At 67.6% G+C, this 24,104-nt stretch carries 24 protein-coding genes; 14 read left to right on the forward strand and 10 right to left on the reverse strand.

All coding sequences use genetic code 11. The annotated features are described in order from the left end of the window. Positions 1 to 123 precede the first annotated feature (123 nt). Together ACZ4SA_RS02240 and ACZ4SA_RS02245 are read left to right on the forward strand one after the other, a co-directional pair. Entirely contained in the window at positions 124 to 1,014 is an 891-nt protein-coding gene (locus ACZ4SA_RS02240) for a LysR family transcriptional regulator (protein WP_468268813.1), read from the forward strand. Positions 1,015 to 1,109: 95 nt separating this feature from the next. Then, the gene (locus ACZ4SA_RS02245) at positions 1,110 to 1,589 is read left to right on the forward strand and encodes an NUDIX domain-containing protein (protein ID WP_468268816.1); all 480 of its coding nucleotides are present in this window, start codon (positions 1,110 to 1,112) and stop codon (positions 1,587 to 1,589) included. A 25-nt stretch (positions 1,590 to 1,614) separates the two neighbouring features. Here the strand turns inward: ACZ4SA_RS02245 and ACZ4SA_RS02250 are convergent, their stop codons facing one another. Then, a complete protein-coding gene (locus ACZ4SA_RS02250; protein ID WP_468268819.1) occupies positions 1,615 to 2,256 on the reverse strand; it encodes an HAD family hydrolase in 642 nt (213 codons plus the stop codon). Between the two features lie 76 nt (positions 2,257 to 2,332). Between ACZ4SA_RS02250 and ACZ4SA_RS02255 the strand changes: the two genes are divergently transcribed. From ACZ4SA_RS02255 to ACZ4SA_RS02265, 3 genes are all read left to right on the forward strand, one after another. Further along, positions 2,333 to 2,878: a DUF2269 domain-containing protein gene (locus ACZ4SA_RS02255; RefSeq protein ID WP_468268822.1), complete on the forward strand. Its 546-nt coding sequence runs from the start codon at positions 2,333 to 2,335 to the stop codon at positions 2,876 to 2,878. A 4-nt stretch (positions 2,879 to 2,882) separates the two neighbouring features. Beyond that, the gene (locus ACZ4SA_RS02260; protein WP_468268825.1) at positions 2,883 to 3,737 is read left to right on the forward strand and encodes a GNAT family N-acetyltransferase; all 855 of its coding nucleotides are present in this window, start codon (positions 2,883 to 2,885) and stop codon (positions 3,735 to 3,737) included. 159 nt (positions 3,738 to 3,896) lie between these two features. Then, positions 3,897 to 4,364: a MarR family winged helix-turn-helix transcriptional regulator gene (locus ACZ4SA_RS02265; protein WP_403856732.1), complete on the forward strand. Its 468-nt coding sequence runs from the start codon at positions 3,897 to 3,899 to the stop codon at positions 4,362 to 4,364. Positions 4,365 to 4,433: 69 nt separating this feature from the next. On the opposite strand, the gene ACZ4SA_RS02270 is transcribed toward ACZ4SA_RS02265, so the two are convergent. After that, a complete protein-coding gene (locus ACZ4SA_RS02270; protein ID WP_468268829.1) occupies positions 4,434 to 5,816 on the reverse strand; it encodes a serine hydrolase domain-containing protein in 1,383 nt (460 codons plus the stop codon). Between the two features lie 327 nt (positions 5,817 to 6,143). On the opposite strand from ACZ4SA_RS02270, the gene ACZ4SA_RS02275 reads away from it, so the two are divergent. Beyond that, positions 6,144 to 6,707 carry a dihydrofolate reductase family protein gene (locus tag ACZ4SA_RS02275; RefSeq protein WP_468268832.1) on the forward strand — a complete coding sequence of 188 codons (564 nt, stop codon included), beginning with the start codon at positions 6,144 to 6,146 and terminating at the stop codon, positions 6,705 to 6,707. A 255-nt stretch (positions 6,708 to 6,962) separates the two neighbouring features. On the opposite strand, the gene ACZ4SA_RS02280 is transcribed toward ACZ4SA_RS02275, so the two are convergent. Further along, a complete protein-coding gene (locus ACZ4SA_RS02280; protein WP_468268835.1) occupies positions 6,963 to 7,280 on the reverse strand; it encodes an ArsR/SmtB family transcription factor in 318 nt (105 codons plus the stop codon). 101 nt (positions 7,281 to 7,381) lie between these two features. On the opposite strand from ACZ4SA_RS02280, the gene ACZ4SA_RS02285 reads away from it, so the two are divergent. Beyond that, entirely contained in the window at positions 7,382 to 7,756 is a 375-nt protein-coding gene (locus tag ACZ4SA_RS02285) for a putative quinol monooxygenase (protein WP_468268838.1), read from the forward strand. 224 nt (positions 7,757 to 7,980) lie between these two features. Here ACZ4SA_RS02285 and dnaB read toward each other — a convergent pair whose 3' ends face one another. Further along, positions 7,981 to 9,441 carry a replicative DNA helicase gene (gene dnaB / locus ACZ4SA_RS02290; protein WP_468269264.1) on the reverse strand — a complete coding sequence of 487 codons (1,461 nt, stop codon included), beginning with the start codon at positions 9,439 to 9,441 and terminating at the stop codon, positions 7,981 to 7,983. Positions 9,442 to 9,908: 467 nt separating this feature from the next. Here dnaB and ACZ4SA_RS02295 point away from each other — a divergent pair, with 467 nt between their 5' ends. Continuing rightward, complete coding sequence (locus ACZ4SA_RS02295; protein ID WP_468268841.1) at positions 9,909 to 11,246, forward strand: MATE family efflux transporter; 1,338 nt, start codon at positions 9,909 to 9,911, stop codon at positions 11,244 to 11,246. A 128-nt stretch (positions 11,247 to 11,374) separates the two neighbouring features. Here the strand turns inward: ACZ4SA_RS02295 and rplI are convergent, their stop codons facing one another. From rplI to rpsF, 4 genes are all read right to left on the reverse strand, one after another. Continuing rightward, positions 11,375 to 11,821, reverse strand: coding sequence for a 50S ribosomal protein L9 (rplI, locus tag ACZ4SA_RS02300; protein ID WP_005315027.1), 447 nt, complete (start codon positions 11,819 to 11,821; stop codon positions 11,375 to 11,377). Between the two features lie 18 nt (positions 11,822 to 11,839). Then, positions 11,840 to 12,076, reverse strand: a complete 237-nt coding sequence (gene rpsR, locus ACZ4SA_RS02305; RefSeq protein WP_005315025.1) for a 30S ribosomal protein S18 — start codon at positions 12,074 to 12,076, stop codon at positions 11,840 to 11,842. Positions 12,077 to 12,119: 43 nt separating this feature from the next. Beyond that, a complete protein-coding gene (locus ACZ4SA_RS02310; protein ID WP_468268845.1) occupies positions 12,120 to 12,707 on the reverse strand; it encodes a single-stranded DNA-binding protein in 588 nt (195 codons plus the stop codon). Between the two features lie 73 nt (positions 12,708 to 12,780). Further along, positions 12,781 to 13,071: a 30S ribosomal protein S6 gene (gene rpsF / locus ACZ4SA_RS02315; RefSeq protein ID WP_093655579.1), complete on the reverse strand. Its 291-nt coding sequence runs from the start codon at positions 13,069 to 13,071 to the stop codon at positions 12,781 to 12,783. Between the two features lie 270 nt (positions 13,072 to 13,341). Here rpsF and ACZ4SA_RS02320 point away from each other — a divergent pair, with 270 nt between their 5' ends. The 3 genes from ACZ4SA_RS02320 (at position 13,342) to ACZ4SA_RS02330 (ending at position 16,077) form a co-directional block, all read left to right on the forward strand. Then, positions 13,342 to 13,656: a hypothetical protein gene (locus tag ACZ4SA_RS02320; RefSeq protein WP_468268848.1), complete on the forward strand. Its 315-nt coding sequence runs from the start codon at positions 13,342 to 13,344 to the stop codon at positions 13,654 to 13,656. Positions 13,657 to 13,836: 180 nt separating this feature from the next. Next, complete coding sequence (locus tag ACZ4SA_RS02325; protein ID WP_468268851.1) at positions 13,837 to 14,955, forward strand: lipid II:glycine glycyltransferase FemX; 1,119 nt, start codon at positions 13,837 to 13,839, stop codon at positions 14,953 to 14,955. Between the two features lie 90 nt (positions 14,956 to 15,045). Then, on the forward strand, positions 15,046 to 16,077 hold the full coding sequence (locus tag ACZ4SA_RS02330) for an alanine racemase (RefSeq protein WP_468268854.1): 1,032 nt from the start codon (positions 15,046 to 15,048) through the stop codon (positions 16,075 to 16,077). A 68-nt stretch (positions 16,078 to 16,145) separates the two neighbouring features. Here ACZ4SA_RS02330 and ACZ4SA_RS02335 read toward each other — a convergent pair whose 3' ends face one another. After that, positions 16,146 to 17,696 (reverse strand): glycosyltransferase family 87 protein, encoded by a 1,551-nt coding sequence (locus tag ACZ4SA_RS02335; protein WP_468268857.1) that lies wholly within the window; start codon positions 17,694 to 17,696, stop codon positions 16,146 to 16,148. A 123-nt stretch (positions 17,697 to 17,819) separates the two neighbouring features. After that, positions 17,820 to 20,537: a transglycosylase domain-containing protein gene (locus ACZ4SA_RS02340; RefSeq protein ID WP_468268860.1), complete on the reverse strand. Its 2,718-nt coding sequence runs from the start codon at positions 20,535 to 20,537 to the stop codon at positions 17,820 to 17,822. 358 nt (positions 20,538 to 20,895) lie between these two features. Between ACZ4SA_RS02340 and ACZ4SA_RS02345 the strand changes: the two genes are divergently transcribed. The 3 genes from ACZ4SA_RS02345 to ACZ4SA_RS02355 all read left to right on the forward strand — a co-directional run bounded on the left by ACZ4SA_RS02345 (position 20,896) and on the right by ACZ4SA_RS02355 (position 24,103). Beyond that, on the forward strand, positions 20,896 to 21,612 hold the full coding sequence (locus ACZ4SA_RS02345; RefSeq protein ID WP_468268863.1) for a PadR family transcriptional regulator: 717 nt from the start codon (positions 20,896 to 20,898) through the stop codon (positions 21,610 to 21,612). Between the two features lie 60 nt (positions 21,613 to 21,672). Further along, on the forward strand, positions 21,673 to 22,755 hold the full coding sequence (locus ACZ4SA_RS02350; protein WP_468268866.1) for an inositol-3-phosphate synthase: 1,083 nt from the start codon (positions 21,673 to 21,675) through the stop codon (positions 22,753 to 22,755). Positions 22,756 to 22,834: 79 nt separating this feature from the next. Then, the gene (locus tag ACZ4SA_RS02355; protein WP_468268869.1) at positions 22,835 to 24,103 is read left to right on the forward strand and encodes an MFS transporter; all 1,269 of its coding nucleotides are present in this window, start codon (positions 22,835 to 22,837) and stop codon (positions 24,101 to 24,103) included. The last annotated feature ends 1 nt before the right edge of the window (position 24,104 follow it).

Genomic DNA, 24,104 nt, shown 5'->3' on the forward strand with positions numbered 1-24,104 from the left:
GAACCGTGTCGACAAGGCTAGTTGACTCAGCGTCAGTGTCCAATCACTGTAGCGACAGAGGCCTATCGACTTATTTATAGTTGGCGGGGTTCGGGGGCAACATCCGATCGGGAAGGGAATGGCATGGATCTGGCCCTGCTGCGCACATTCGTCACGGTGCACCGGGCAGGATCCTTCACGCGCGCCGCCGCGCTCCTCGGACTCTCCCAGCCGGCGGTGACCGGGCAGATCCGCACGCTGGAGCGGCAGCTCGGCAAACCGCTCTTCCTCCGCCAGGCGCGCGGCGTCACCCCTACGACCGTCGGCGACGAGCTGGCCCACCGGGCGGCACCCCACCTCGACGCCCTCCTCGAGATAACCGAAGCGGGGCTCGACAACGAGACCGGCATCCGCACGCTCCACCTCGCCGGCCCGCCAGAGTTCATCGCGATGCGCGCCCTGCCCGCACTCAGCCCGCTGATCGGCCAGGGGCTCGCTCTGCGCGCTTCGTTCGGGAACGCGGAGGAGAGCCTCGGCGGACTCGCCGCAGGCCATCACGACCTGGCCATCGCCACCGCTCGGCCGCGGGGCGCCCTCCTCAGCGCCACGACGCTGTGCGATGAGGAGCACGTCCTCGTCGCCGCCCCGCGCTGGGCCGCACGCCTGGGACCCTCGGAGCTACGCCGGGGACACGTCGTGCTCGATCAGCTTCCGGTGGTCGAGGTCCACGAATCCTTACCTTTTGTGTCGCGCTACTGGCACGCCGTCTTCGACTCGCCGCCGGCAGCCGCAGGCACGGTCATCGCACCCGATCTGCGGGCCGTCCTGGAAACCACCGCCTCCGGCGCCGGGCTCGCCGTACTGCCGCGCTATCTGTGCGAGGACGCCCTGGAACGAGGCCGCGTCGTCGCTCTGCTCGACCCTCCAGTGCCGCCGCTGCGCACGTACTTCCTCGTCGTACGCACGGGAACGCTCGCCCACCCCCATATCGCCAGGGCGCACGAATCACTGCTGCGCTCCGCCGCCGACTGGTGACGGACCGCTGCTGCGCTCCGCCGCCGACCGGTGACGGACACACACGGAACGCCCACACGAGTTTCAGACGCGGAGACATGGGCCACTCTCTTGCCATGACCGAACGACCAGTGGTCAAGCGCACCGCACGCGCCATCCTGCTCGACGGCGGCGACCTCGTCCTGATCAAGCGCACCAAGCCCGGCGTGGACCCGTACTGGCTGACGCCCGGCGGCGGGGTCGAAGCGGAGGACGCCACCGTCGTCGACGCGCTCCACCGGGAGGTCCACGAGGAGCTGGGCGCCAAGATCACCGACGTCGTGCCGTGCTTCGTCGACACCGTCGAGCACATTGCGGACGGCGGCGTGACGGGAGTGAAGGTGCAGCACTTCTTCGTCTGCCGTCTGGAGTCCATGGACCCGGCCCTGCGCCATGGCCCCGAGGTCGACGAGCCCTGCGGCGAGTACGAGATCGTGCGGGTGCCGTTCAGTCGCGTCGGAATCGCCGCCGTCCATCTCGTGCCGCTTTCGCTGCGCCACTACCTGGACGGCAACATCGAAGGCGTAAGGGCCATGCACGCTCCAGACCTGGGCTGAGCCAGTCACCGGGGCCGGTCAGGAACTACCGGGCGACGCGCACCAGTTCGTAGGCCTCGCGGAGATCGCGTCCCGCGTAGGTGTGAGTGGCCAGGCCGGAGAGATGGTGATCGGCGTTCACAGCCACCGCTGTGGGCACCGCCGCGAAGATCTCGGCGTCCGACAGGGAATCGCCGTAGGCGACGCAGGCGTCCAGGCCCACGCCGAACTCGATGCAGAGCCGGCCGGCGACTTCCACCTTCGCGGCAGCGCTGAGGATGCCCGCCGGATCCACGGGCCGGCTGAAGGGAATCTCGGGGAAGCGTGAGCCATGGGTCGCATGAGCGCCCCAGCCCAGCAGCCTCTCCACGAAGAACGACGGCGACAGGGAGATCACGGCGCAGAAATCGCCGCCCTCCCGGATCTCGCTCCACACCTCCCGGATGCCCAGAAGCCAAGGAGCGGCTTCGAAAGCCGCGGCGACATGCGCTTCGGTGAGGTCGGCCCACAGGGCATGCACGCGCACCGCATACTCCGGCGGTCCGATCCGGCCCGCGATCAGGTCCCGCTCCACCTCGCCGATTTCGTCCAGCAGCCCGAGCTGACGGGAGATCTCGACCGGTGCCGCCGAACCGTGGATCAGAGTGCCGTCCAGATCGAAGATATGGAGCCTCGGGCGTCGTCTCATGTACGCCGAGGCTAGTACCTTCGACCACTCCCCCTGTCAGACGCGCCAGAACCCGCTGCCCGGCACTGTGTTTCACGTGAAACCACTCAAGCGTCCCGTCCGCCGGGCCGTTCTCGTCGTCCATGTCGCCGCATCCGCCGGCTGGCTCGGGCTCACCCTCGGCCTGCTCGCGCTTGCACTCACGGCGTACACCACGGAATCAGCGTCCATGATCGAGGCCTCGTACCGCTCCATGAACGTCTTCACGGACTGGCTGGTGCTACCCGTGGCGCTGCTCACCCTGCTCAGCGGTCTCGTTCTGTCGCTGGGCACGAAGTGGGGGCTGGCCCGCCACCGCTGGGTCTGCATCAAGTTCTGGTTGACCGTCGCAACCACCACCGCGTCCGTCCTCATGCTGCGCCCGGGCGTCAGTAGGGCCGCCGACATCGTCGCCTCCGGCGGAGTCGTCGCCGACCCCCGCGACCTGCTGATGGGTCCGGCCGTCTCACTGGCCGCCTATCTCTTCATGATGGTCATCTCCGTGCTCAAGCCATGGGGCCTCACCCGGCGCGGCCGTCGGGCGCGCGTCTTGGCCAGTTCATCAAAAGTGGTGGACGAACGATCAATGCGTCAGACAGCCTGAGCTCATGCAGACGCCCCTCCCCGAACTCCCCATCAGGCACCTGACCACGGATGACCTCGTGGCCTGCGCCGACCTCTCCGAAGATCGCGGCTGGCCGCGCGAGGAGCACAAGTGGGGTCTGCTCCTTGCCGCCGGTACCGGGTACGGAATCGACGACCCCGAGGGCAAGGGGTTGGTGACCGCGTGCGTGGTCACGCGCTACGAGACCGACCTTGCGGCCATCGGCATGGTGCTGGTGGCGGAGCGACACTCCCGCCAGGGCATCGGACGCCGTCTGATGAAACATGTGCTGAACGAGGTGGGCAGCACCCCGGTCACGCTCCACGCCACACCCAACGGGAAGCCCCTCTACGAAGAGCTGGGCTTTGCCACCACCGGTCGCGCCGAGATGGTCCGCGGCCACTTCACCGCCTCTGGGCCGCAACCGCGGGTGGGGACCCGCCCGGCCACCGCGGAGGACCTGCCCGCGCTGCTGCGCCTGGACAACGAGATCTTCGGCCTCGACCGCACGCACATGATCACGCGCCTCCCCGCCTTCGCGGACCAACTGCGCGTGGCGGAGGACGACGGAGTACTGACGGGGTACGCAGCCGCCTGGCCGAACATGGCCACCCAGGTCGTCGGCCCGCTGATCGCCCGGGACACCGAAACGGCGAAGGCCCTGATCGCGTCCCTGGCATCGGGCACGGACCGCCCGCTGCGGACCGACATCGATGTGCGCCACGGGGAACTGCTGACCTGGGTGAAGGAATGCGGTCTGGCCCCCGTCGCTTTCAACGCGGTGATGACCTTGGGCGTCCCGGAGCTGCCCGGTGACTGGACCCGTCGCTTCGCACCTCTGACGGTCGCGGCGGGCTGAGCGACCGCGGTAAGCGGCCTGAAGGGCGGAACGGGACCCGAGAGGGGGTCATCGGAACACTCCGAGAATAATTGCAGTCGCTGGCTAGTCGCATACGCGGTCTATTGCGTCTATCGCCTACCCTGGTGATGAGCCGCTCCGGCACCGAGGAGGAGACACATGACAGCGACCGACCCCGCCCTCACCGCCCTCGCACAGGGCTGGTGCGCCCTCTCGCTGCTCCACGGCAAGATCGAGGCGCACATCGAGCGCGCCCTCGAGTCGAAGCACGGCCTCAGCGCCCGGGAGTACTCACTCCTCGACGTCCTCAGCCGCCAGCACGACGGCGAGGGCGGTCATCTCCAGATGAAGCAGGTCGCCGACGCCGTCGTCCTCAGCCAGAGCGCAACGACGCGCCTCGTCACCCGCCTCGAGGATCGCGGCCTGCTCTCCCGCTATCTCTGCCCCACCGACCGCCGGGGCATCTACACCGACGTGAGCGAGGCCGGCCTCAAGCTGCTCGCCGAGGCACGGCCCACCAACGACAACGCTCTGCGTGAGGCCCTGGACGAAGCTGCCAAGAACCCTGAGCTGGCCCCGCTGGTCAGGGCGGTCGAAGAGCTCAAGGTCCCTGCCCGATCCGCGTAGCCCGCACCTCGCGGGGACCGGCTGCCGACACCCATGCGTGCGGTTTCACGTGAAACGTCGTGATGCGGCTCAGTTACGGAGTCCTTGCCATCCGGAAGGGTCAACGCCCCCGGGAACGCCCTCCCCCGGCTCGTACGGCTCCCGTGTGAAGACAAAGGAGCCCAGGTCCAGATGGCTCACGGAGCCGTCGCCGCGTCGCACCACCCGCAGGGTCTCGCCCGCGTAGTAGCCGTCCAGGCCGATCCATGTTTCCTCGGAAGTCGCCTGGAATCGCGATCGGCGGCCCGCACCCCGCAGCGGTTCCAGTTCCAGACCCCGGTCGGTGACCAGCCGCAGGCCATAGGCGTACGTGCCCCAGTACCACGGCCCGGTCAGAACCAGGAGCTCCTGGTCGACCTCCGGCAGCGGACGCCACGGCTCAGGGATTCTCGGCTCGGCCTCGGCCACGATGCGTACGAGGTCGGCCGCCACGGTCGCGGTGAGCGCCCCGGAAGTGGCATTCGCCAGGGCAACCGCGGCGACACCGTCCTCCACGCTCACCCACAGCCCGGCGAGGAAGCCAGGCAGCGAACCCCCATGTCCGACGAGGGTGCGTCCCTCGTTTCTGACGATCTGCAGCCCCAGTCCGTAGCAGCTGTCCCACTCGCCCGCCTCCGGAGGTGCGGACGGAGTCCGCATCTCCCGCACGGACTCTGCGCGGAGCACCCGGTCGTCCCCCTCGACGAGGAAGCCCGCGAACCGGCACAGGTCGGCCGCGGTCGACCAGAGTTGCCCGGCAGGGGCCATGAGCCCGAGGTCCTCGGTGGGCTCGGGGAGCATCACATCCGCCCACGGATGCACGGCCCAACCACCTGCGTGCGGAGCCTGTGCCTGTGTGCTTGTCCGCCGGAGTCCGAGCGGTTCAAGGATCTCCTGGGTCAGCACCTCTTCCCACGAGGCGCCGCGCACCGCTTCGACGAGTGAACCCAGCGCGGTGTAACCAGGGTTGGAGTAGTGATGCCGCCGGCCCGGAGGATGCATCTGCGCACCGTCACCGAGCACGTCGGACAGCTCGGGACGGAGCGAGCCGGGCGTCCGCTCCCACCAGGGCGCAGGCGCCTCCGCGCTCAAGCCCGCGCTGTGACCCAGCAGCTGGGCGATCGTCACCTCGCCGATCCCTGTCCCGGTCAGATGCTTTTCCAGGGGGTCGTTCAGATCGAGCAGGCCCTCGTCCCGCAGCCGCATCACCAGAATCGCCGTGAAGGTCTTGGTGATGGAGCCGATGCGGTACTGCGTGTCGGCGTCCGGCGCATGCCCGTCGACGGATGTACGGGAGCCCGTCCACACCAGTTGCCCGTCGCGCTGAACGGCTCCCACGAACGACGGCGCGCGCCCTTCGCTCTGGGCAACGGCGAGGCGATGGAACAGAGCCCGCCGGGTTGCGGGGAGCAGTTCTTCCAAGGATGACGTCATGAAGCAGGTCTATCGGTGACGGTCCGTCGAGTCGACCGCATTTCCGGGACACGCGGACCCAATGAACCCACCCTGACCTGGCCCCCTCGTGTAGGGTCTCGCCGCCGATGACATGTCGATCTTCTGTGACCTGCTGGTTCTCTGTTGTCTCACCGCGATGTCACCCAAGATCAGTCTCAGGTCGATGCCATTTCCTCGGCGGAACGATGAGTCTGCGGCTGAGCCACCAAGCACGAGGACTACATGTGCGCTCAGATCGCGCACCGATGAGTTTGCCGCGCCGCGCCGGTCTGTACTCGTGAGACCGACTCACGGAAGGCTGGCGCCATGCGGAAACTGATCTACGGCATGAACCTGACCCTGGACGGCTACCTCGCCGCGCCCGGCGACGACATCGGCTGGAGCGTGCCGAGCGACGAGCTGTTCCAGTTTTGGTCCGACCAGTTGCAGGCGACCGACCTGTCGCTGTACGGGCGCAAGCTGTGGCAGACGATGAGCTCCTACTGGCCGACCGGCGACCAGCAGCCCAACGCCACCCCGGCGGAGATCGAGTTCGCGCGCCGCTGGCGGGACATGTCGAAGGTGGTGTTCTCCTCGACGATCGACAAGGTCGACTGGAACACCCGCCTGGTCACCGGCGACGCGGTCGCCGAGATCACCCGGCTCAAGGCCGAGGACGGCGGCCCGATGGACATCGGCGGCGCGACGCTCGCCGGGGCGGCCATGCGGGCCGGGCTGATTGACGAGTACGTGCTGGCCACCGCGCCGGTCCTGGTGGGCGGCGGCACGCCGTTCTTCACCGCGCTGGACAACTGGGTGAACCTGAACCTGGTGGAGACGCGGACGCTTCCCTGCGGCGTGATCCTGACCAGGTACGAGACGCGGCGCTGAGCGCCCGTCCTGGGTGACCCGGACTACCGCCCGAGCCACTCGAACGAGTAAAGCCCCTGAACTGCTGTCCCGTCGCAACGCATGTGACACATGAAAGGGTTTTGACCTGCGGCGTTGCCAGACGGTTTGAGAATCCGGGCTCCGGACGTTCTCAATCGGCCTGGCTTTCACGGAAGTCGCGTCTGCCGTGGACGCGGCGTCAACGCGAGCGTGGGTCAGGGCGCTGGTGCGAACGGGACTGTCCCGCCCCTGAGCTCACTCCTCCGGCTCGGCTGCCACGATGCCCAGCAGTCCGGGAAACCGCTGCTCGATGTCGGCCCGGCGCAGGCTGGCCATCCGGCTGTTGCCACGGTCGACCTGCCGGATCAACCCGGCCTTGCGCAGTGCACGGAAGTGATGCGTGACGGTCGCCTTGGAGACCGGCAGCCCGAAGGAGCTGCACGTCCTGGCCGCGCCGTCGGGTCCGGCTGCCAGCTCACGCACCACTCGGCGGCGCAGCGGATCTGCGAGCGCGGAGAGGACCGGGCCGAGCTCGAACTCCTCGACGTTCGGGTGGCCTTCACCGTCGGGCATTCGGGACACCTCCATTCAGGTACGGATTGCATCGTACCTATGAGTTCGATAGCGTCCGGCAGGTACGAGATTGATTGTACCTATCAGGGAGAGAACCCTGCATGACTCAGCCATTCGCACTCGTCGGCACCGCTCGCCCCAAACCCGAACGTGCCGAGGAGTTGAAGCAGCTTCTGCTCTCGTTCGTCGAGCCGACCCGGCAGGAGTCCGGCTGCCTGGAGTACCACTTCCACGAAGATCGCAATGCCCCCGGAGTCTTCGTCTTCTACGAGGCCTGGCGCTCCCAGGCCGATCTCGACGCCCACCTTGCCCTCCCCCACATGCAAGCCTTCTGGGAGCAGCGCATGGACTACCTGGAGACCGACCTCGACGTCCGCTTTCTCGCCATGCACAGCCCCTACCGGTCGGCCGGCCGGACTGGAGCGGATTGCGGGCCGGGCACCGGGCCTCTCGCGCCCCAGTGGCGCCGACCTTAGACGCCTCGACCGACCTCGCCCCGCGGTACAGGCCGGACGCATTCGGTGCGGCGCCGCTCTGAGCGCGATGACGTGAGAATCCGCCAGCACGGCTGGGATCCCGCGAGAATCCGCCAACTGGGATGCGACGGGGCAACTGCGAGTCTCATGGCAGTGGCATCTCTGCCATCCATCTGCCAACTGCCGTGAGATTCTGCCAAGGCTTTTGAGCCCCTATCGACCGATCAGGTCTGCGCCATGTCCACGAACCGCGAATAGTGGCCCTGGAAAGCCACCGTGATCGTCGCCGTGGGACCGTTTCGGTGCTTGGCCACGATCAGGTCCGCCTCGCCCGCTCGTGGCGACTCCTTCTCGTACGCGTCCTCGCGGTGCAGCAGGATCACCATGTCCGCGTCCTGCTCGATGGAGCCGGACTCACGCAGGTCGGAGACCATCGGCTTCTTGTCCGTGCGCTGCTCGGGGCCACGGTTCAGCTGGGACAGCGCGATCACCGGAACCTCGAGCTCCTTGGCCAGCAGCTTGAGGTTTCGCGACATGTCGGAGACCTCCTGCTGGCGGCTCTCGGCCCGCTTCGAACCGCCCGACTGCATCAGCTGCAGATAGTCGATGACCACCAGTTTGAGTTCATTGCGCTGCTTGAGCCGACGGCACTTCGCCCGGATCTCCATCATTGAGAGGTTCGGCGAGTCGTCGATGTACAACGGTGCCTGCGACACATCCGGCATCCTGCGCGCCAGCCGCGTCCAGTCCTCGTCCGTCATCGTGCCCGATCGCATGTGGTGCAGCGCGACCCGGGCCTCGGCGGACAGCAGTCGCATCGCGATCTCGTTGCGGCCCATTTCGAGCGAGAAGATCACGCTGGGCAGGTTGTTCTTGATCGAGGCGGCCCGCGCGAAGTCCAGCGCCAGCGTCGACTTACCCATGGCGGGACGAGCGGCAATGACGATCATCTGGCCCGGGTGCAGGCCGTTGGTCAGAGAGTCGAAGTCCGTGAAGCCTGTTGGCACACCGGTCATCTCGCCGCTGCGCGATCCGATGGCCTCGATCTCGTCGAGCGCGCCCTCCATGATGTCGCCGAGCGGCAGGTAGTCCTCGCTTGTGCGCTGCTCGGTGACGGCGTAGATCTCGGCCTGCGCGGAGTTCACGATCTCGTCGACGTCCCCGTCGGCGGCGTATCCCATCTGTGTGATCTTGGTGCCGGCTTCCACGAGTCGGCGCAGAACCGCGCGCTCGTGGACGATCTCCGCGTAGTACGAGGCGTTGGCCGCGGTGGGGACCGACTGAACCAGTGTGTGCAGATACGGAGCGCCGCCCACGCGGGTGATCTCGCCACGCTTGACCAGCTCGGCCGCGACCGTGATGGGGTCGGCCGGCTCGCCCTTGGCGTAGAGGTCGAGGATGGCCTGGTAGACCGTTTCATGGGCCGGGCGGTAGAAGTCGTGGCCCTTGATGATCTCCACGACGTCGGCGATGGCGTCTTTGGACAGCAGCATGCCGCCGAGAACGGACTGCTCGGCGTCCAGGTCCTGGGGCGGAACGCGCTCGAACCCGGGAGATCCACCGTCCCAGCCGCCGCTCTCTCTGCCGCGGTCGTGCTGGTCCTCCCGGCTCCTGGCCTCGTGACGACGCTGACGGGAAGCGGGAAGGCGGTCCCCCGGACTGTCGGCCGCCCACGGATCGTCCAGGGGCTCGGAAATGCTCACCCGGGCCACCTCCTCCCGTCCGCTCCACGGACCTACGCCGAGGCACTCTTTCTACGCCACGGCACTGACAAAATGAGTCGCCGAACTCCGCTTGCTGCGAGGCTTCTGCGGTGGCTTTTCGTGAGCCGGGCGACGGTACACCGTAGGCCCGGCGGCACCGTCAGCCAATCTGGTTATCCACAGGGCATGTGGACGAAGCACCGGATGCTGTGGAGAACCCTCCGCAACCTGTGCACGGACCGGGGGACAGTACTGTGGAAAAGTTCACGATCCCCTGCCTGAACCTCACTTGACCTGCAGCTTTCGCGTCCACTGCCTGTGGGGGAGAAAAACTTTCCCGACCGGACCAAGATCAGAACAAACGGCACACGGACGAGCCGTCAACCCACCACTCCGTAAGGAGTGCACTTGGATTGCATCTGTTACCTGTGGAAGATTACATTGACGCCATGACACACGTTCCCGTGGGGCGGGAGGAACGCCGGAAGCTGCACGACCGAGAGATCGTCGCGCTCGCTGTCCCGGCCTTCGGCGCCCTTGTCGCCGAACCCCTCTTCGTGATGGTCGACAGCGCCGTCGTCGGCCATCTCGGCACCCCGCAACTGGCCGGCCTCGGCGTCGCGGCAGCCCTGCTGATGACGGCGGTGAGCGTCTTCGTCTTCCTGGCCTATGCGACCACGGCTGCCGTCGCACGCCGGGTGGGAGCCGGTGATCTCCAGGCGGCCATCCGGCAGGGCATGGACGGCATCTGGCTGGCGTTCGTTCTCGGCATCGCCGTCATCGCCGTCACTTTGCCGACGGCCCCGTGGCTGGTAGGCGTCTTCGGTGCCTCCGACACAGCCGCGCCCCACGCGATCACCTATCTGAGGATCTCCAGTTTCGGCATTCCCGCCATGCTGATCGTCCTCGCGGCCACGGGCGTGCTCCGTGGCCTCCAGGACACCCGTACTCCCCTCTATGTCGCGGTCGGTGGCTTCACCGCCAACGCAGCCCTCAACGCCGGCCTGGTCTACGGAGCCGGCCTCGGCATCGCCGGGTCCGCATGGGGAACGGTGATCGCCCAGTGCGGTATGGCTGCCGCCTACCTCGTTGTCGTCGTCCGCGGAGCACGACGGCATGGTTCTTCGCTGCGCCCCGACGCAGCCGGGATAAGGGCCAGCGCCCAGGCCGGAGTACCGCTACTGGTCCGTACGCTCTCCCTGCGAGCGGTCCTGCTGATCGCCACGGCCGTGGCGGCCCGGCTCGGCGACGCCGATATCGCCGCCCACCAGATCGTGCTCTCGCTGTGGAGTCTGATGGCCTTCGCGCTGGATGCCATCGCCATCGCCGGACAAGCCATCATCGGCCGCTATCTGGGAGCCGGGGACGCCGAGGGTGCCCGGCAGGTGTGCCGGCGGATGGTGCAGTGGGGCGTGGCGGCGGGTGTGGTGCTCGGTGTCCTTGTCGTGATCTCGCGTCCGCTCTTCATCCCGTTGTTCACGGGCGACCAGGCTGTTCAGGACACGCTGCTTCCCGCGCTCCTGGTCGTGGCGGTGTCCCAGCCCATCGCGGGTGTCGTGTTCGTCCTGGACGGCGTCCTGATGGGCGCGGGCGACGGCCCGTATCTGGCATGGGCGATGCTGCTCACGCTGGCCGCCTTCGCGCCCGTCGCACTGCTCGTTCCCGCCCTCGGGGGCGGTCTGACCGCTCTTTGGTGGGCGATGACCCTGATGATGACCGTGCGGTTGCTGACGCTGTGGTGGCGGGCGCGTTCCGGACGGTGGATCGTCACGGGAGCGACTCGATGACCATCACTTCGGCCGCAGCAGGCTGCGGTTTCACGTGAAACGTGCCGCTGGCCGAGCAACCCGCAACGGCGGAAGGGCCGCACCCCCAGGGGTGCGGCCCTTCTCAACTGCTCTGCCGAGCGCACCGCTTAGGCGGCGACGACCTCGACGCCGAGCTGTGCGGCAACCTCGGGGTGCAGACGCACGGACACCTGGTGCGAGCCCAGGGTCTTGATCGGCGAACCGAGCTCGACGCGGCGCTTGTCGACCTCCGGGCCACCGGCAGCCTTGATCGCCGAGGCGATGTCGGCCGGGGTGACGGAGCCGAAGAGGCGGCCGGCGTCGCCGGAGCGAACAGCCAGACGCACCTTGACGGCCTCGAGCTGGCCCTTGATGGAGTTGGCCTGCTCGATGGTCGCGATCTCGTGGATCTTGCGGGCGCGGCGGATCTGCGCCACGTCCTTCTCGCCACCCTTGGTCCAGCGGATTGCGAAACCGCGCGGGACCAGGTAGTTGCGAGCGTAGCCGTCCTTGACGTCCACGACGTCGCCGGCAGCACCGAGGCCAGAGACCTCGTGGGTGAGGATGATCTTCATGTTTCGGTCACCCTTCCCTTATCGCGCGGTGGACGTGTAGGGCAGCAGCGCCATCTCACGGCTGTTCTTCACGGCCGTGGCGACGTCACGCTGGTGCTGCGTGCAGTTGCCGGTGACGCGGCGGGCACGGATCTTGCCGCGGTCGGAAATGAACTTCCGCAGCATGTTCGTGTCCTTGTAGTCCACGTAAGCGGTCTTGTCCTTGCAGAACGCGCAGACCTTCTTCTTAGGCTTGCGCACAGGCGGCTTCGCCATGGTGTTTCTCCTGTGTGATCAAGAAGTGGGTAACGAGCTGTCCCTAGAAGGGAGGCTCGTCCGAGTAGCCGCCGCCGGAACCGCCGGAGCTTCCGCCCCAGCTGCCCCCACCCTGCTGCTGGCCGCCGCCGGCCGGGGCACTGGTGGCCCAGGGGTCGTCGGCGGGTGCACCGCCGCCGCCCTGCTGCTGACCACCACCGGGGCCGCCGCCCCAGTTGCCGCCGCCCTGCTGCTGGCCGCCGCCGTAGCCGCCCTGGCCACCGCGACCGGTGGTCTTGGTGACCTTGGCCGTGGCGTTCTTGAGGCTGGGGCCGACTTCCTCGACGTCCAGTTCGTAGACCGTGCGCTTGACGCCCTCGCGGTCCTCGTAGGACCGCTGCTTGAGCCGGCCCTGCACGACGACACGCATGCCGCGCTGGAGCGACTCGGCGACGTTCTCCGCCGCCTGACGCCAGACCGAGCAGGTGAGGAAGAGGCTTTCGCCGTCCTTCCACTCATTGGTCTGACGGTCGAAGGTGCGGGGAGTGGACGCGACGCGGAACTTCGCGACCGCCGCACCGGACGGGGTGAAGCGCAGCTCGGGGTCGTCGACGAGATTGCCGACGACCGTGATGACGGTCTCGCCTGCCATGGGTGAACCTCTCGGCGGGATTGCTTCTGGCTGCTTGCTGCTACTCGAACCCGATGACCTCTGAGCTAGATGCTCAGTGGGTCTCGGGACGGAGGACCTTGGTCCGGAGGACCGACTCGTTCAGGTTCATCTGGCGGTCGAGCTCCTTGACGACCGCAGGCTCGGCCTGCAGGTCGATGACCGAGTAGATGCCCTCGGGCTTCTTCTTGATCTCGTAAGCGAGACGACGACGGCCCCAGGTGTCGACCTTCTCGACCTTTCCGTTGCCCTCACGGACGACGGAGAGGAAGTTCTCGATCAGCGGGGAGACAGAACGCTCCTCGAGATCGGGGTCGAGGATGACCATCACCTCGTAGTGACGCATGTGGAACCCACCTCCTTTGGACTCAGCGGCCACGGTCGTTCCGTGGCAGGAGGGTCGTGATGCGTGAGCAACGGTATCCGCCGCCACTGACAATCCCCCCTCGTCGAGTGGAGATCGCATCCTGGCCTGGGCAGACACCGGTGCAGACCGTACAGAGTACCTGCACCCGGGCTTCCGGTTGAAATCCGCTGCCCGATGGCCCCAATCTGTACACATCGGGTGTGCGCGGCGCTACCATGCGCCGCCTTCGGCAAAGCCAGGAGGTGCCTCATGGCACAGGCAATGCGACGTCCTTCCTCCGCCTCTCTGCTCGCCACGGACGGCAAGCCTCATCCCCTTCAGGACACCCTGATGGCGGTGACGCTGGTACTGGGCGCTCTCGCGTTCGTCACGGCGATGTTCCACAGCCTGCATCTGCTGACCTCGTGGGCCGGGCTCATCGGGATCGCGACCGGCGCGTACGGGCAGTTCATCTCGGCCACGACGCGCGAGCGATTCCTGCTGATCATCGGCCTGGGTGCATCCGCGGTGGGCTTCTTCCTGGGGATGGCCCACGGCGGTCTCTTCGGCGGAGTCCTCGGCTGAGGCCGCCCCGGACCACAACAGGAACGGGAGCGGGAGCGGGCCGATGGGCGGCCCGCTCCCGTGCACAGCCACCCGCTCCTGCGCACAGCCATTCGGGGCCCGTCCTCGGACCAGTAGGCTTCGGCGCGAGAGCCGGAGCCCCTGTACCCATGGGGACACACCTGCCGAGGAGCGCCCCGCATGAGCCTGACCCTGAGGACCATCAGCCGTGAGCAGCATCTGGCGTACGTCCAGAGCCTGCCCTCGGCCAGTCACTGCCAGGTTCCGGCGTGGGCGGATGTGAAGACGGAGTGGCGCTCGGAGAACCTGGGCTGGTTCGACAAGAGCGGCGAGCTCGTCGGCGTGGGCCTGGTCCTCTACCGCCAACTCCCCAAGATCAAGCGGTACCTGGCCTACATGCCCGAGGGCCCGGTGATCAACTGGTACGCCCCGAACCTCGACGACTGGCTGCAGCCGATGCTGGCGCACCTCAAGAACCAGGGCGCCTTCTCCGTGAAGATGGGCCCGCCGGTCGTCATCCGCCGCTGGAACGCGTCCGCCATCAAGGCCGGTATCCAGGACCCGGATGTGAAGCGCCTGCGCGACGTGGAGGCGACGCACATCGAACCGCGCGCGTTCGAAGTGGCGGACCGGCTGCGGAAGATGGGCTGGCAGCAGGGCGAGGACGGCGGCGCCGGCTTCGGTGACGTCCAGCCCCGGTACGTCTACCAGGTCCCGCTCGCCAACCGGTCGCTCGACGACGTCCTCAAGGGCTTCAACCAGCTGTGGCGCCGCAACATCAAGAAGGCCGAGAAAGCCGGCGTCGAGGTCGTCCAGGGCCGCTACGAGGACCTGGCCGAATGGCAGCGGCTGTACGAGATCACGGCCGAGCGGGACCGCTTCCGGCCGCGCCCGCTCTCGTACTTCCAGCGGATGTGGACGGTGCTCAACAGCGAGGACCCCAACCGCATGCGCCTGTACTTCGCGCGCCACAACGGGGTGAACCTGTCCGCGGCGACGATGCTCGTCGTCGGCGGCCATGTCTGGTACTCCTACGGCGCGTCGGACAACATCGGGCGCGAGGTCCGGCCCTCGAACGCGATGCAGTGGCGGATGCTGCGCGACTCGTATGCCATGGGCGCGACGGTCTACGACCTGCGGGGCATCAGCGACTCGCTCGACGAGACGGACCACCTCTTCGGTCTGATCCAGTTCAAGGTCGGCACCGGCGGCGAGGCCGTCGAGTACGTCGGCGAGTGGGACTTCCCGCTCAACAAGCTGCTCCACAAGGCACTCGACATCTACATGTCGCGCCGCTGACGACGCCGCGGGTAACTCCGTAGTCTCATACACACCTCTGATACACCGCAGCTGATACACCGCAGCCACCAGAAAGGTTCCGGGCCGGCCATGGCGCTCTCCCTCTACGTCGACACCGCTCGCTGGCGGGCGCACCAGAAGTCGGTGATCGACCAGTTCCCCGGTCTCGTCCCGGTGTGCAAGGGCAACGGATACGGCTTCGGCCACGAGCGGCTGTCGGAAGAGGCCACCCGTTTCAGTGCGGACATGCTGGCCGTGGGCACCACGTACGAGGCCGCTCGGATCAAGGACTGGTTCGGCGGCGATCTGCTGGTGCTCACCCCGTTCCGGCGCGGTGAGGAACCGGTGCCGCTGCCGGACCGCGTGGTGCGCTCCGTCTCGTCCGTGGACGGGGTGCACGCGCTGGTGGGGGCGAGGGTCGTCATCGAGTGCATGAGCTCGATGAAGCGCCACGGCGTCTCCGAGCAGGACCTCGGCCATTTGCACGCGGCCATCGAGGACGTGCGGCTGGAGGGCTTCGCCCTGCACCTTCCGCTGGACCGTACGGACGGCTCCGACGCGGTCGAGGAGGTCATCGGCTGGATGGACCGGCTGCGCGCCGCCAGGCTGCCGCTGCACACCATGTTCGTGAGCCATCTGCGCGCCCAGGAGCAGGCGCGGCTGCAGCAGCAGTTCCCGCAGACCCGCTTCAGGGCCCGCATCGGCACACGGCTGTGGCTCGGCGACCACGACGCCACGGAGTACCGCGGCGCCGTGCTGGACGTCACCCGTGTGGCCAAGGGCGATCGTTTCGGGTACCGCCAGCAGAAGGCCGCCTCCGACGGCTGGCTGGTGGTCGTGGCCGGCGGTACGTCACACGGTGTGGGTCTGGAGGCGCCGAAGGCCCTGCACGGCGTGATGCCGCGCGCCAAGGGGGTGGCACGGGCGGGTCTCGCGACGGTCAACCGGAATCTGTCGCCGTTTGTGTGGGCGGGCAAGCAGCGCTGGTTCGCCGAGCCGCCCCACATGCAGGTCTCGATCCTGTTCGTGCCCGCCGACGCGCAGGAACCCAAGGTCGGGGACGAGCTGGTGGCGCATCTGCGGCACACGACGACGCAGTTCGACCGGCTCGTCGACCGCTAGGGCCGTCGAGCCGGCCGACCACCACCTGCCGGACATTCGGCCCGGCGGCAGGGGACGGCGGCCCGGGCTCAGGCCGACGGCTGCGGACCAGCCCCTGGGCCGCTCCCTGCCTGGGTGCCCCACTCCACGCGTGGCCCCTCCACGGCGTGCGCGGCGTGGCGCGGCGGGTGTGCCGCCGGGCCCAGGACGAACACGTCCGGGGCACCGTCCAGCACGCCCCCCGCCGGGTCGTCGGAACCGTCCTGGCGCACGCCGTCGCGTTCCGGCATGAGGATGTCCCGCACGAGCACCGCGCAGAGATACAGCGTCCCGAGCAGATGCAGCGCGATGGCCACCTGATAGCCCTCGGGCGGCAGCCCTTGGTGCTTGGGGCTGGTCGTGTACGCGAGGTACATCCAGATACCCAGGTAGTACATGACCTCACAGGCCTGCCACACCAGGAAGTCGCGCCAGCGCGGGCGGGCAAGAGCGGCGAGCGGGATCAGCCACAATACGTACTGCGGCGAGTAGACCTTATTGGTGAGGATGAACGCGGCCACGACCAGGAACGCCACCTGCGCGAACCGGGGCCGGCGGGGTGCCCGGAGGATGAGCAGGGCGATGCCGGCGCAGGCCAGGATCATCAGCAGGGTGGCGTAGGTGTTGACCTTCTCGACGTCGATCGACTCTCCGGTGCGCTGGGTGATGATCAGCCAGAACGATCCGAAGTCGATCTGGCGCTCCTGGCTGAAGGTGTAGAACTTCTTCCACCCCTCGGGCGCGAGCAGCATGACCGGCAGATTGACCGCGAGCCAGGCGGCCGCCGCGCCGAGCATCGCCGTGGCGAACTCCCGCCACTTGCCCGCCCGCCAGCACAGGACCAGCAGCGGCCCGAGCAGCAGCACGGGATAGAGCTTGGCGGCCGTCGCCAGCCCGATCAGAATGCCGAAGGACAGAACCCGCCCACGTGACCACATCAGCATCGCTGCCGCCGTCAGCGCCACGGCGAGCAGATCCCAGTTGATGGTGGCTGTGAGTGCGAACGCGGGCGCCAGGGCCACGAGGAGGGCGTCCCAGGGGCGCCGGCGGTGGGTACGGGCGACACAGACGGCGATGACGGCGGCGCAGATCATCAGCAGGCCCGCGTTGACCATCCAGTACATCTGCTGCTGTTGCTGACCCGAGCCGTCGGCGATCCCGCCGATCCAGGAGGCGAACTGCATGAACACACCCGTCAGCACGGGGTACTCGAGGTACTGCATGTCGCCGGGGAGCCGGTCGAAGTACGGGACCAGACCTTCGGAGAAGCCTCGGCCCACGAACAGGTGGGGGATGTCCGAGTAGCAGGCATGGGTGTACTGCGAGCTCGTCCCCCTGAACCAGGCCCAGTTGTAGCAGGGCAGCTTCTGCACCATGCCGAGCGCGAACATGCCGATGGTGACGAGGACCACCACACGCACGGCCGTGAGCCGGTTGCCGCCGCCGCGCGCGGCCCAGCGGCCGGCGGGGCCGCCGATCAGCTCGCTGCCGGCTGCGGCGATCCGGTCACGTCGTGTGGGTCGCACATCGGGGCCGCCGGGTCGCGCGGGGAGGGCCTGTGGACGGTCCTCATGCACGCTCGTCTCTTCTGCGCTGGGCATGGTGCACATCCTGCCGTACGGGGTGGGGGACACGGCGAGGGCCGCCGCGCCCGGTGGGACAGGCGCAGGTCCTGTGCCTTCCCGGGTGCGGCGGCCCTCGTCAGTGGTGCGGGGCGGTCGCCGTCAGCTGTCGCCGTCGGAGCCTCCGAGGAACCCTCCGCCGTTGTTGCCGTTTCCGCCGTTGCCGTTGCCTCCACCGCTGTCGGCTCCGCCGTCGGTGCCCGGTGACGTCGACGGGCTGGATGTGACGCCGCCGTTGCCGCCCCCCTGGTCGGCGCCGCCGTCGACGCCGCAGGTCCAGTCCTCCCACGGATTGCAGGACTCCGAGGGACCGGGGCTGGTGGACGGGCTCGAGGACGGGGACTCGGACGGGCTCGAGGACGGCGACTCGGACGGGGAGCTGCTCGGCGTCGGCGACGGGCTGACCGCGCCGCCGCCCCACACGGCCTCTCCATCGATGGGCTCCGGCTCGGGGAACTCCAGGATCTTCGCGCGCTTGAGCGCTTCCGACATGTAGTCCTGCCAGATCTGTGACGGGAACGACGAGCCGTGGATCGTGTCCCGGTCACCGGTGCCGTACATCTCAAGGAACTCGCGCTTCTTGGCCTTCTCGTCGTCGTTGAGGCGGTACATGTCGATCGCCGTCGACAGCTGCGGCGTGTAGCCGACGAACCAGGCCGACTTGTTGCCGTCGGTCGTACCGGTCTTGCCGGCCACCTGCCGGTTGGGGAGCCTGGCCTTCCTGCCGGTGCCCTCCGGGTCATCGACGACGTCCCTGAGCACGTCGGTCACGTTGTTGGCGACGGCCTTGCTGAACTTCTGCTCGGCCTCGTCCTCGTGCTCGTAGACCGTCTCACCCTCGTGCTTCACCAGCTTGACCGAGTACGGGTCACGCTGCTTGCCCTCGGCGGCGAAGGTCCCGTAGGACCCTGCCATGCGGATGGCGCTGGGCTCCGAGATACCGAGCGAGAAGGAGGGCACGTTCGACTTGCTCAGGCTGGACTCGAGCAGACCGGCGTCGGTCGCGGCCTGCCTGACCGTCGGAATGCCGATATCCATGCCGAGCTGTACATAGGGCGAGTTGGCGGAGTGGATCATGGCTTCGCGGAGGCTGATGTTGCCGAAGCTCTCCTGCCCGTCATTGGTCTGGAGCCACTCCTTCCCTTCCTCGTTGCGCCAGACGGAACCGTCGTACTCCTTGACCTTGTGCTTGTTCTTGCCGCTGTACCGGCTCTTGTTCGGGTCGACGATCGTGCGGGTGTCGGGTCCTTGCTCAGGACCGAGATCAGGGTCGCGGACACCGTCACGCATGGCCGCCGCGAGGACGAACGGCTTGAACGTGGAGCCGACCTGGGCACCGGTCGCGTCGGCGTTGTTGGTGAAGTGCTTCGTCGCGTCCTCACCGCCGTAGATCGCGACGATCTTTCCGGTCTGGGGCTCGACCGAGGCGCCACCGAACTGGACGTGGGTGTCCGTTTCGGGACGTTTCTTCGGGTCGATGTTCTCCTTGCGGACCTTGTTGACGGCCTTCTCGAGCTGTTGGACCTTCTTCTTGTCGAAGGTCGTGTGGATCTCGTAGCCGCCCTTGGTGAGGTCGTCGGCGGTGATGCCCCGGTCGTTGCTGTTGATGAAGTTGGCCTTGGCCAGGTCCACCAGGTAGCCGATCTGACCGCTCAGCTGGGCGTTCTTGCGGGGCTTCTCGATCTGGGGGAGCTCGGTGTACTTCCCGCGCTCCGCGGCGTCGAGATGGTTGTCCTTGACCATCTCGTCGAGAATCCAGGTCCAGCGCTTCGTGACCCGCTCCGTGTTGGCGTCCCGGGTGGCCGCCGAGTCGATCGAGGTGGCGCCCGCCGGGTCGTAGTAGGTCGCGCCCTTGAGGAGCGCGGCGAGGAACGCGCTCTCGCTCGCGTCCAGCTGGGCTGCGTCCTTGTCGAAGTACGTACGGGCGGCGGCCTGGATGCCGTACGCGCCGCGGCCGTAGTACGAGGTGTTGAGATAGCCCTCCATGATCTCGGACTTTTCCATCTTCGAGTCGATCTTCATGGAGATGAACAGCTCTTGAAACTTGCGCTCGAGCGTCTGGTCCTGGTTGTCCAACCGCGCGTTCTTCACATACTGCTGGGTGATCGTGGAGCCGCCCTGTGTCTCCTCGCCCAGGGCCATGTTGACCACAGCGCGGCCGATGCCCATCGGGTCGATGCCCGAGTCCTTGCGGAACGTCTTGTTCTCCGCAGAGATGACGGCGTTCTGCATGTGCGCCGGGATCTTCTCGATGCCGATGATCTGCCGGTTGATCTCGCCACCGGTGGCGACCATCTGCGTGCCGTCGTCCCAGTAGTAGACGTTGTTCTGCGCCTTGGCGGCTTCGGCCGGGTTGGGGATCGCGACCATGGCGTAGGCGATCGTCCCGGCCGTCATCAGGCTGGCGAGGAAGCCGAGGAACAGACCGGTCACGAGCTTCCACGACGGCACCCAGCGACGCCATCCGTACTTGTCGTGGCGCGGGTAGTCGATCAGCCGCTTCTTCCGCGGCGGACCACCATGACCGCCGGGGCCGTCGAACCCTCCAGCCCCGCCACCGCGGCGACCGCCGCCGCGGCCTCCGTGGCCGGCGCCCGCCTCGTCCATACGCCGACGGCCGCCACCACCTCGTTGCGCGGCACGCCGGGCCTCGGCGCGGCCCCCATAGGGGGGCTCCTCACCGTAGGAGGCGGAAGGGGAGGCTGATGTGGTGCCCCGGGGCGGGACGCCCCGGCGGCCCGAAGGCTGCTGGGCTGCGCGTCTGGCCGCGGCACGCCCGCCACCCTGGGACTGCGGCGGTTTGCGACGGTGCTCGCTCATCGAACGACTACTCCTCGGGCAGGCGAGACGCCTGGAAGCGGCAGTTGTGTTCCGGTCCCCCCGAAATGGATACGGACGAGCTCCGTGAAGGGCTCATCCGCTGTGCATCCACGGCGATGACGCCTGAGGGCGTCACTTGGTTCCCGCTGGTCTGCATCCGCACAGACTACGCACGGCCAAAACCCCCTAATCCTGAAGTTCACCCCATTTCGGGCAACTCGATCACCGCGAATTGACGATGTGACGCCGTTCACCCTGCCCCCTCTTGTCGCAACGGGCACACGGCCCTATCGTGCTGATGTATCGAGTCGATACATCAGCACGGCATACGTGACCGGGACGGGCGAAGGAGGCGACTGTGAGCAGGCGCTCCGGCATCCTCGAGTTCGCCGTCCTCGGTCTTCTGCGAGAAGCCCCGATGCACGGTTACGAGCTACGCAAGCGGCTCAATACGTCGCTCGGCATCTTCCGGGCCTTCAGCTACGGGACCCTCTACCCGTGCCTCAAGACGCTGGTCGCCAACGGCTGGTTGATCGAGGAACCGGGAAGCGCCCCCGAGGACGCCCTCGCCGCGTCGCTCGCCGGCCGAAGAGCGAAGATCGTCTACCGGCTGACGGCAGAAGGTAAGGAGCACTTCGAGGAGCTGCTCTCGCACACCGGGCCCGACACCTGGGAGGACGAGCATTTCGCCGCTCGCTTCGCCTTCTTCGGTCAGACGGAGCGCGAAGTGCGGATGCGGGTGCTGGAGGGCCGCCGCAGCCGGCTGGAAGAGCGCTTGGAGAAGATGCGCGCCTCCTTGGCCCGCACCCGTGAGCGCCTCGACGACTACACCCTCGAGCTCCAGCGCCACGGTATGGAGTCAGTGGAGCGCGAAGTGCGCTGGCTGAACGAGCTCATCGAAAGCGAGCGGGCAGGGCGGGATCAGCGACGGCCCTCCCCAGAAGGCACCGCTCAGCAGGACAACACATCTGGAGCGACGGGCGGCCTGCCCCGGCACCGGAGTGCCGAGCCTTCCGGAGGGACACCTCCCGACGGCTCCACCCCGCCGGATCCGTCCGACGACACCGCCAAGTGAGGCCCTGCGATCCGCAGGGTTTCATCCGGAATACCGAGATCACACAGGGAGCAACCGCCAATGGGTTCGGTTCGCGTAGCCATCGTCGGCGTGGGCAACTGCGCCGCCTCGCTGGTGCAGGGCGTCGAGTACTACAAGGACGCCGACCCGGCCGGCAAGGTGCCGGGTCTGATGCACGTCCAGTTCGGCGACTACCACGTCCGTGACGTGGAGTTCGTGGCCGCCTTCGACGTGGACGCCAAGAAGGTCGGCCTCGACCTCTCGGACGCCATCGGCGCCAGCGAGAACAACACCATCAAGATCTGCGACGTGCCGAACACCGGCGTCACCGTTCAGCGTGGTCACACACTCGACGGCCTGGGCAAGTACTACCGCCAGACCATCGAGGAGTCCGCCGAGACCCCGGTCGACATCGTCCAGACCCTCAAGGACAAGCAGGTCGACGTCCTGGTCTGCTACCTGCCCGTCGGTTCCGAGGACGCTGCGAAGTACTACGCGCAGTGCGCCATCGACGCCAAGGTCGCGTTCGTCAACGCCCTTCCGGTCTTCATCGCCGGGACCAAGGAGTGGGCGGACAAGTTCACCGAGGCCGGTGTCCCGATCGTCGGCGACGACATCAAGTCCCAGGTCGGCGCGACCATCACGCACCGCGTCATGGCGAAGCTCTTCGAGGACCGGGGCGTCATCCTGGACCGCACGATGCAGCTGAACGTCGGCGGCAACATGGACTTTAAGAACATGCTCGAGCGTGAGCGCCTGGAGTCCAAGAAGATCTCGAAGACGCAGGCCGTCACGTCGCAGATCCCCGACCGCGAGATGGGCGAGAAGAACGTCCACATCGGCCCGTCGGACTACGTCGCCTGGCTGGACGACCGCAAGTGGGCGTACGTGCGCCTCGAGGGTCGTGCCTTCGGTGACGTCCCGCTGAACCTCGAGTACAAGCTCGAGGTCTGGGACTCCCCGAACTCGGCGGGCGTCATCATCGACGCCGTGCGCGCCGCGAAGATCGCCAAGGACCGCGGTATCGGTGGCCCGATCCTCTCCGCGTCCTCGTACTTCATGAAGTCCCCGCCGGTGCAGTACTTCGACGACGAGGCCCGTCTGAACGTCGAGAAGTTCATCCAGGGCGAGGTCGAGCGCTAGGCGCTTCGGTCTGTCACATACGCGGAGGGTCCCCGGGTCGTACACCCGGGGACCCTCCGCGTATGTGACCCTTGCTCGCATGCCTGTCGTACGTGATCTGCGCGTACTCCTGCGCCTGACCGACTTCCGTCGGCTCCTGACCGTGCGGTTGCTGTCCCAGGCGGCCGACGGCGTCTACCAGGTCGCCCTCGCCACGTACGTCGTCTTCTCCCCGGAGAAGCAGACCTCCCCGGCCGCGATCGCCTCCGCCATGGCGGTCCTGCTGCTGCCGTACTCCTTCGTCGGACCTTTTGCCGGAGTTCTGCTGGACCGCTGGCCACGTCGCCAGGTGTTCCTCTACGGGAACCTGTTGCGCGCGCTGCTCGCCGGCTGCACAGCCGTCCTGATCCTCGCCTCCGTCCCGGACTGGCTCTTCTACGCCTCGGCCCTGTCGGTGACGGCCGTCAACCGGTTCGTGCTGGCGGGCCTCTCGGCGGCGCTGCCGCGCGTCGTCGACCCCGAGCGCCTCGTGATAGCCAACTCCGTCTCCCCGACCGCGGGAACACTGGCCGCGACCGCCGGCGGCGGTCTCGCCTTCCTGATGCGCCTCGCTGCCTCGGACTCCGACGCCGCGGTGGTACTGCTCGGGGCAGTGCTCTATCTCTGCTCGGCACTCGCGTCACTACGCATGGGGCGTGAACTGCTCGGTCCCGACCCGGCCGAGGTCCAACCACGCCTGGGCACCGCTATCGCCTCCACTGCGCGAGGACTGCTGGACGGACTGCGTCATCTCAGCCGGCGTCCAGCGGCAGCCCACGTGCTGGGCGCAATGACCCTGCTGCGCTTCTGCTACGGCGCGCTGACCGTGATGGTGCTCATGCTCTGCCGGTACGCATGGGCCGGAGAGGGATCGGACGGGCTCGCTCTGCTCGGCCTGGCGGTCGCCGCATCCGGTGCCGGTTTCTTCACGGCGGCCGTGGTGTCCCCCTGGGCGACCGGGAGACTCGGCCGCTTCGGGTGGATGGTGGCCTGCGCGACAGCCGCTGCCGTTCTCGAACCGGCCCTGGCACTGCCGTTCGCTCCAGGGCCGATGCTCGTGGCGGCATTCGTTCTCGGTCTGGTCACGCAGGGCTCGAAGATCGCGACGGACACCGTGGTGCAGACCTCCGTGGACGACGCCTTCCGAGGCAGGGTCTTCTCCCTCTATGACGTGCTGTTCAACGTCGCCTTCGTCGGTGCGGCAGCAATCGCCGCGCTGATGCTGCCTCCTGACGGGCGGTCGGTCCCGCTGGTTCTCGTGGTCGCCGCGATCTACGCGGCAGTTGCCGTCACGCTGGCCCGTTGGAGTCGTGTCGGCCGATTGCTATAGC

Source organism: Streptomyces sp. NPDC027962 (assembly GCF_055566095.1).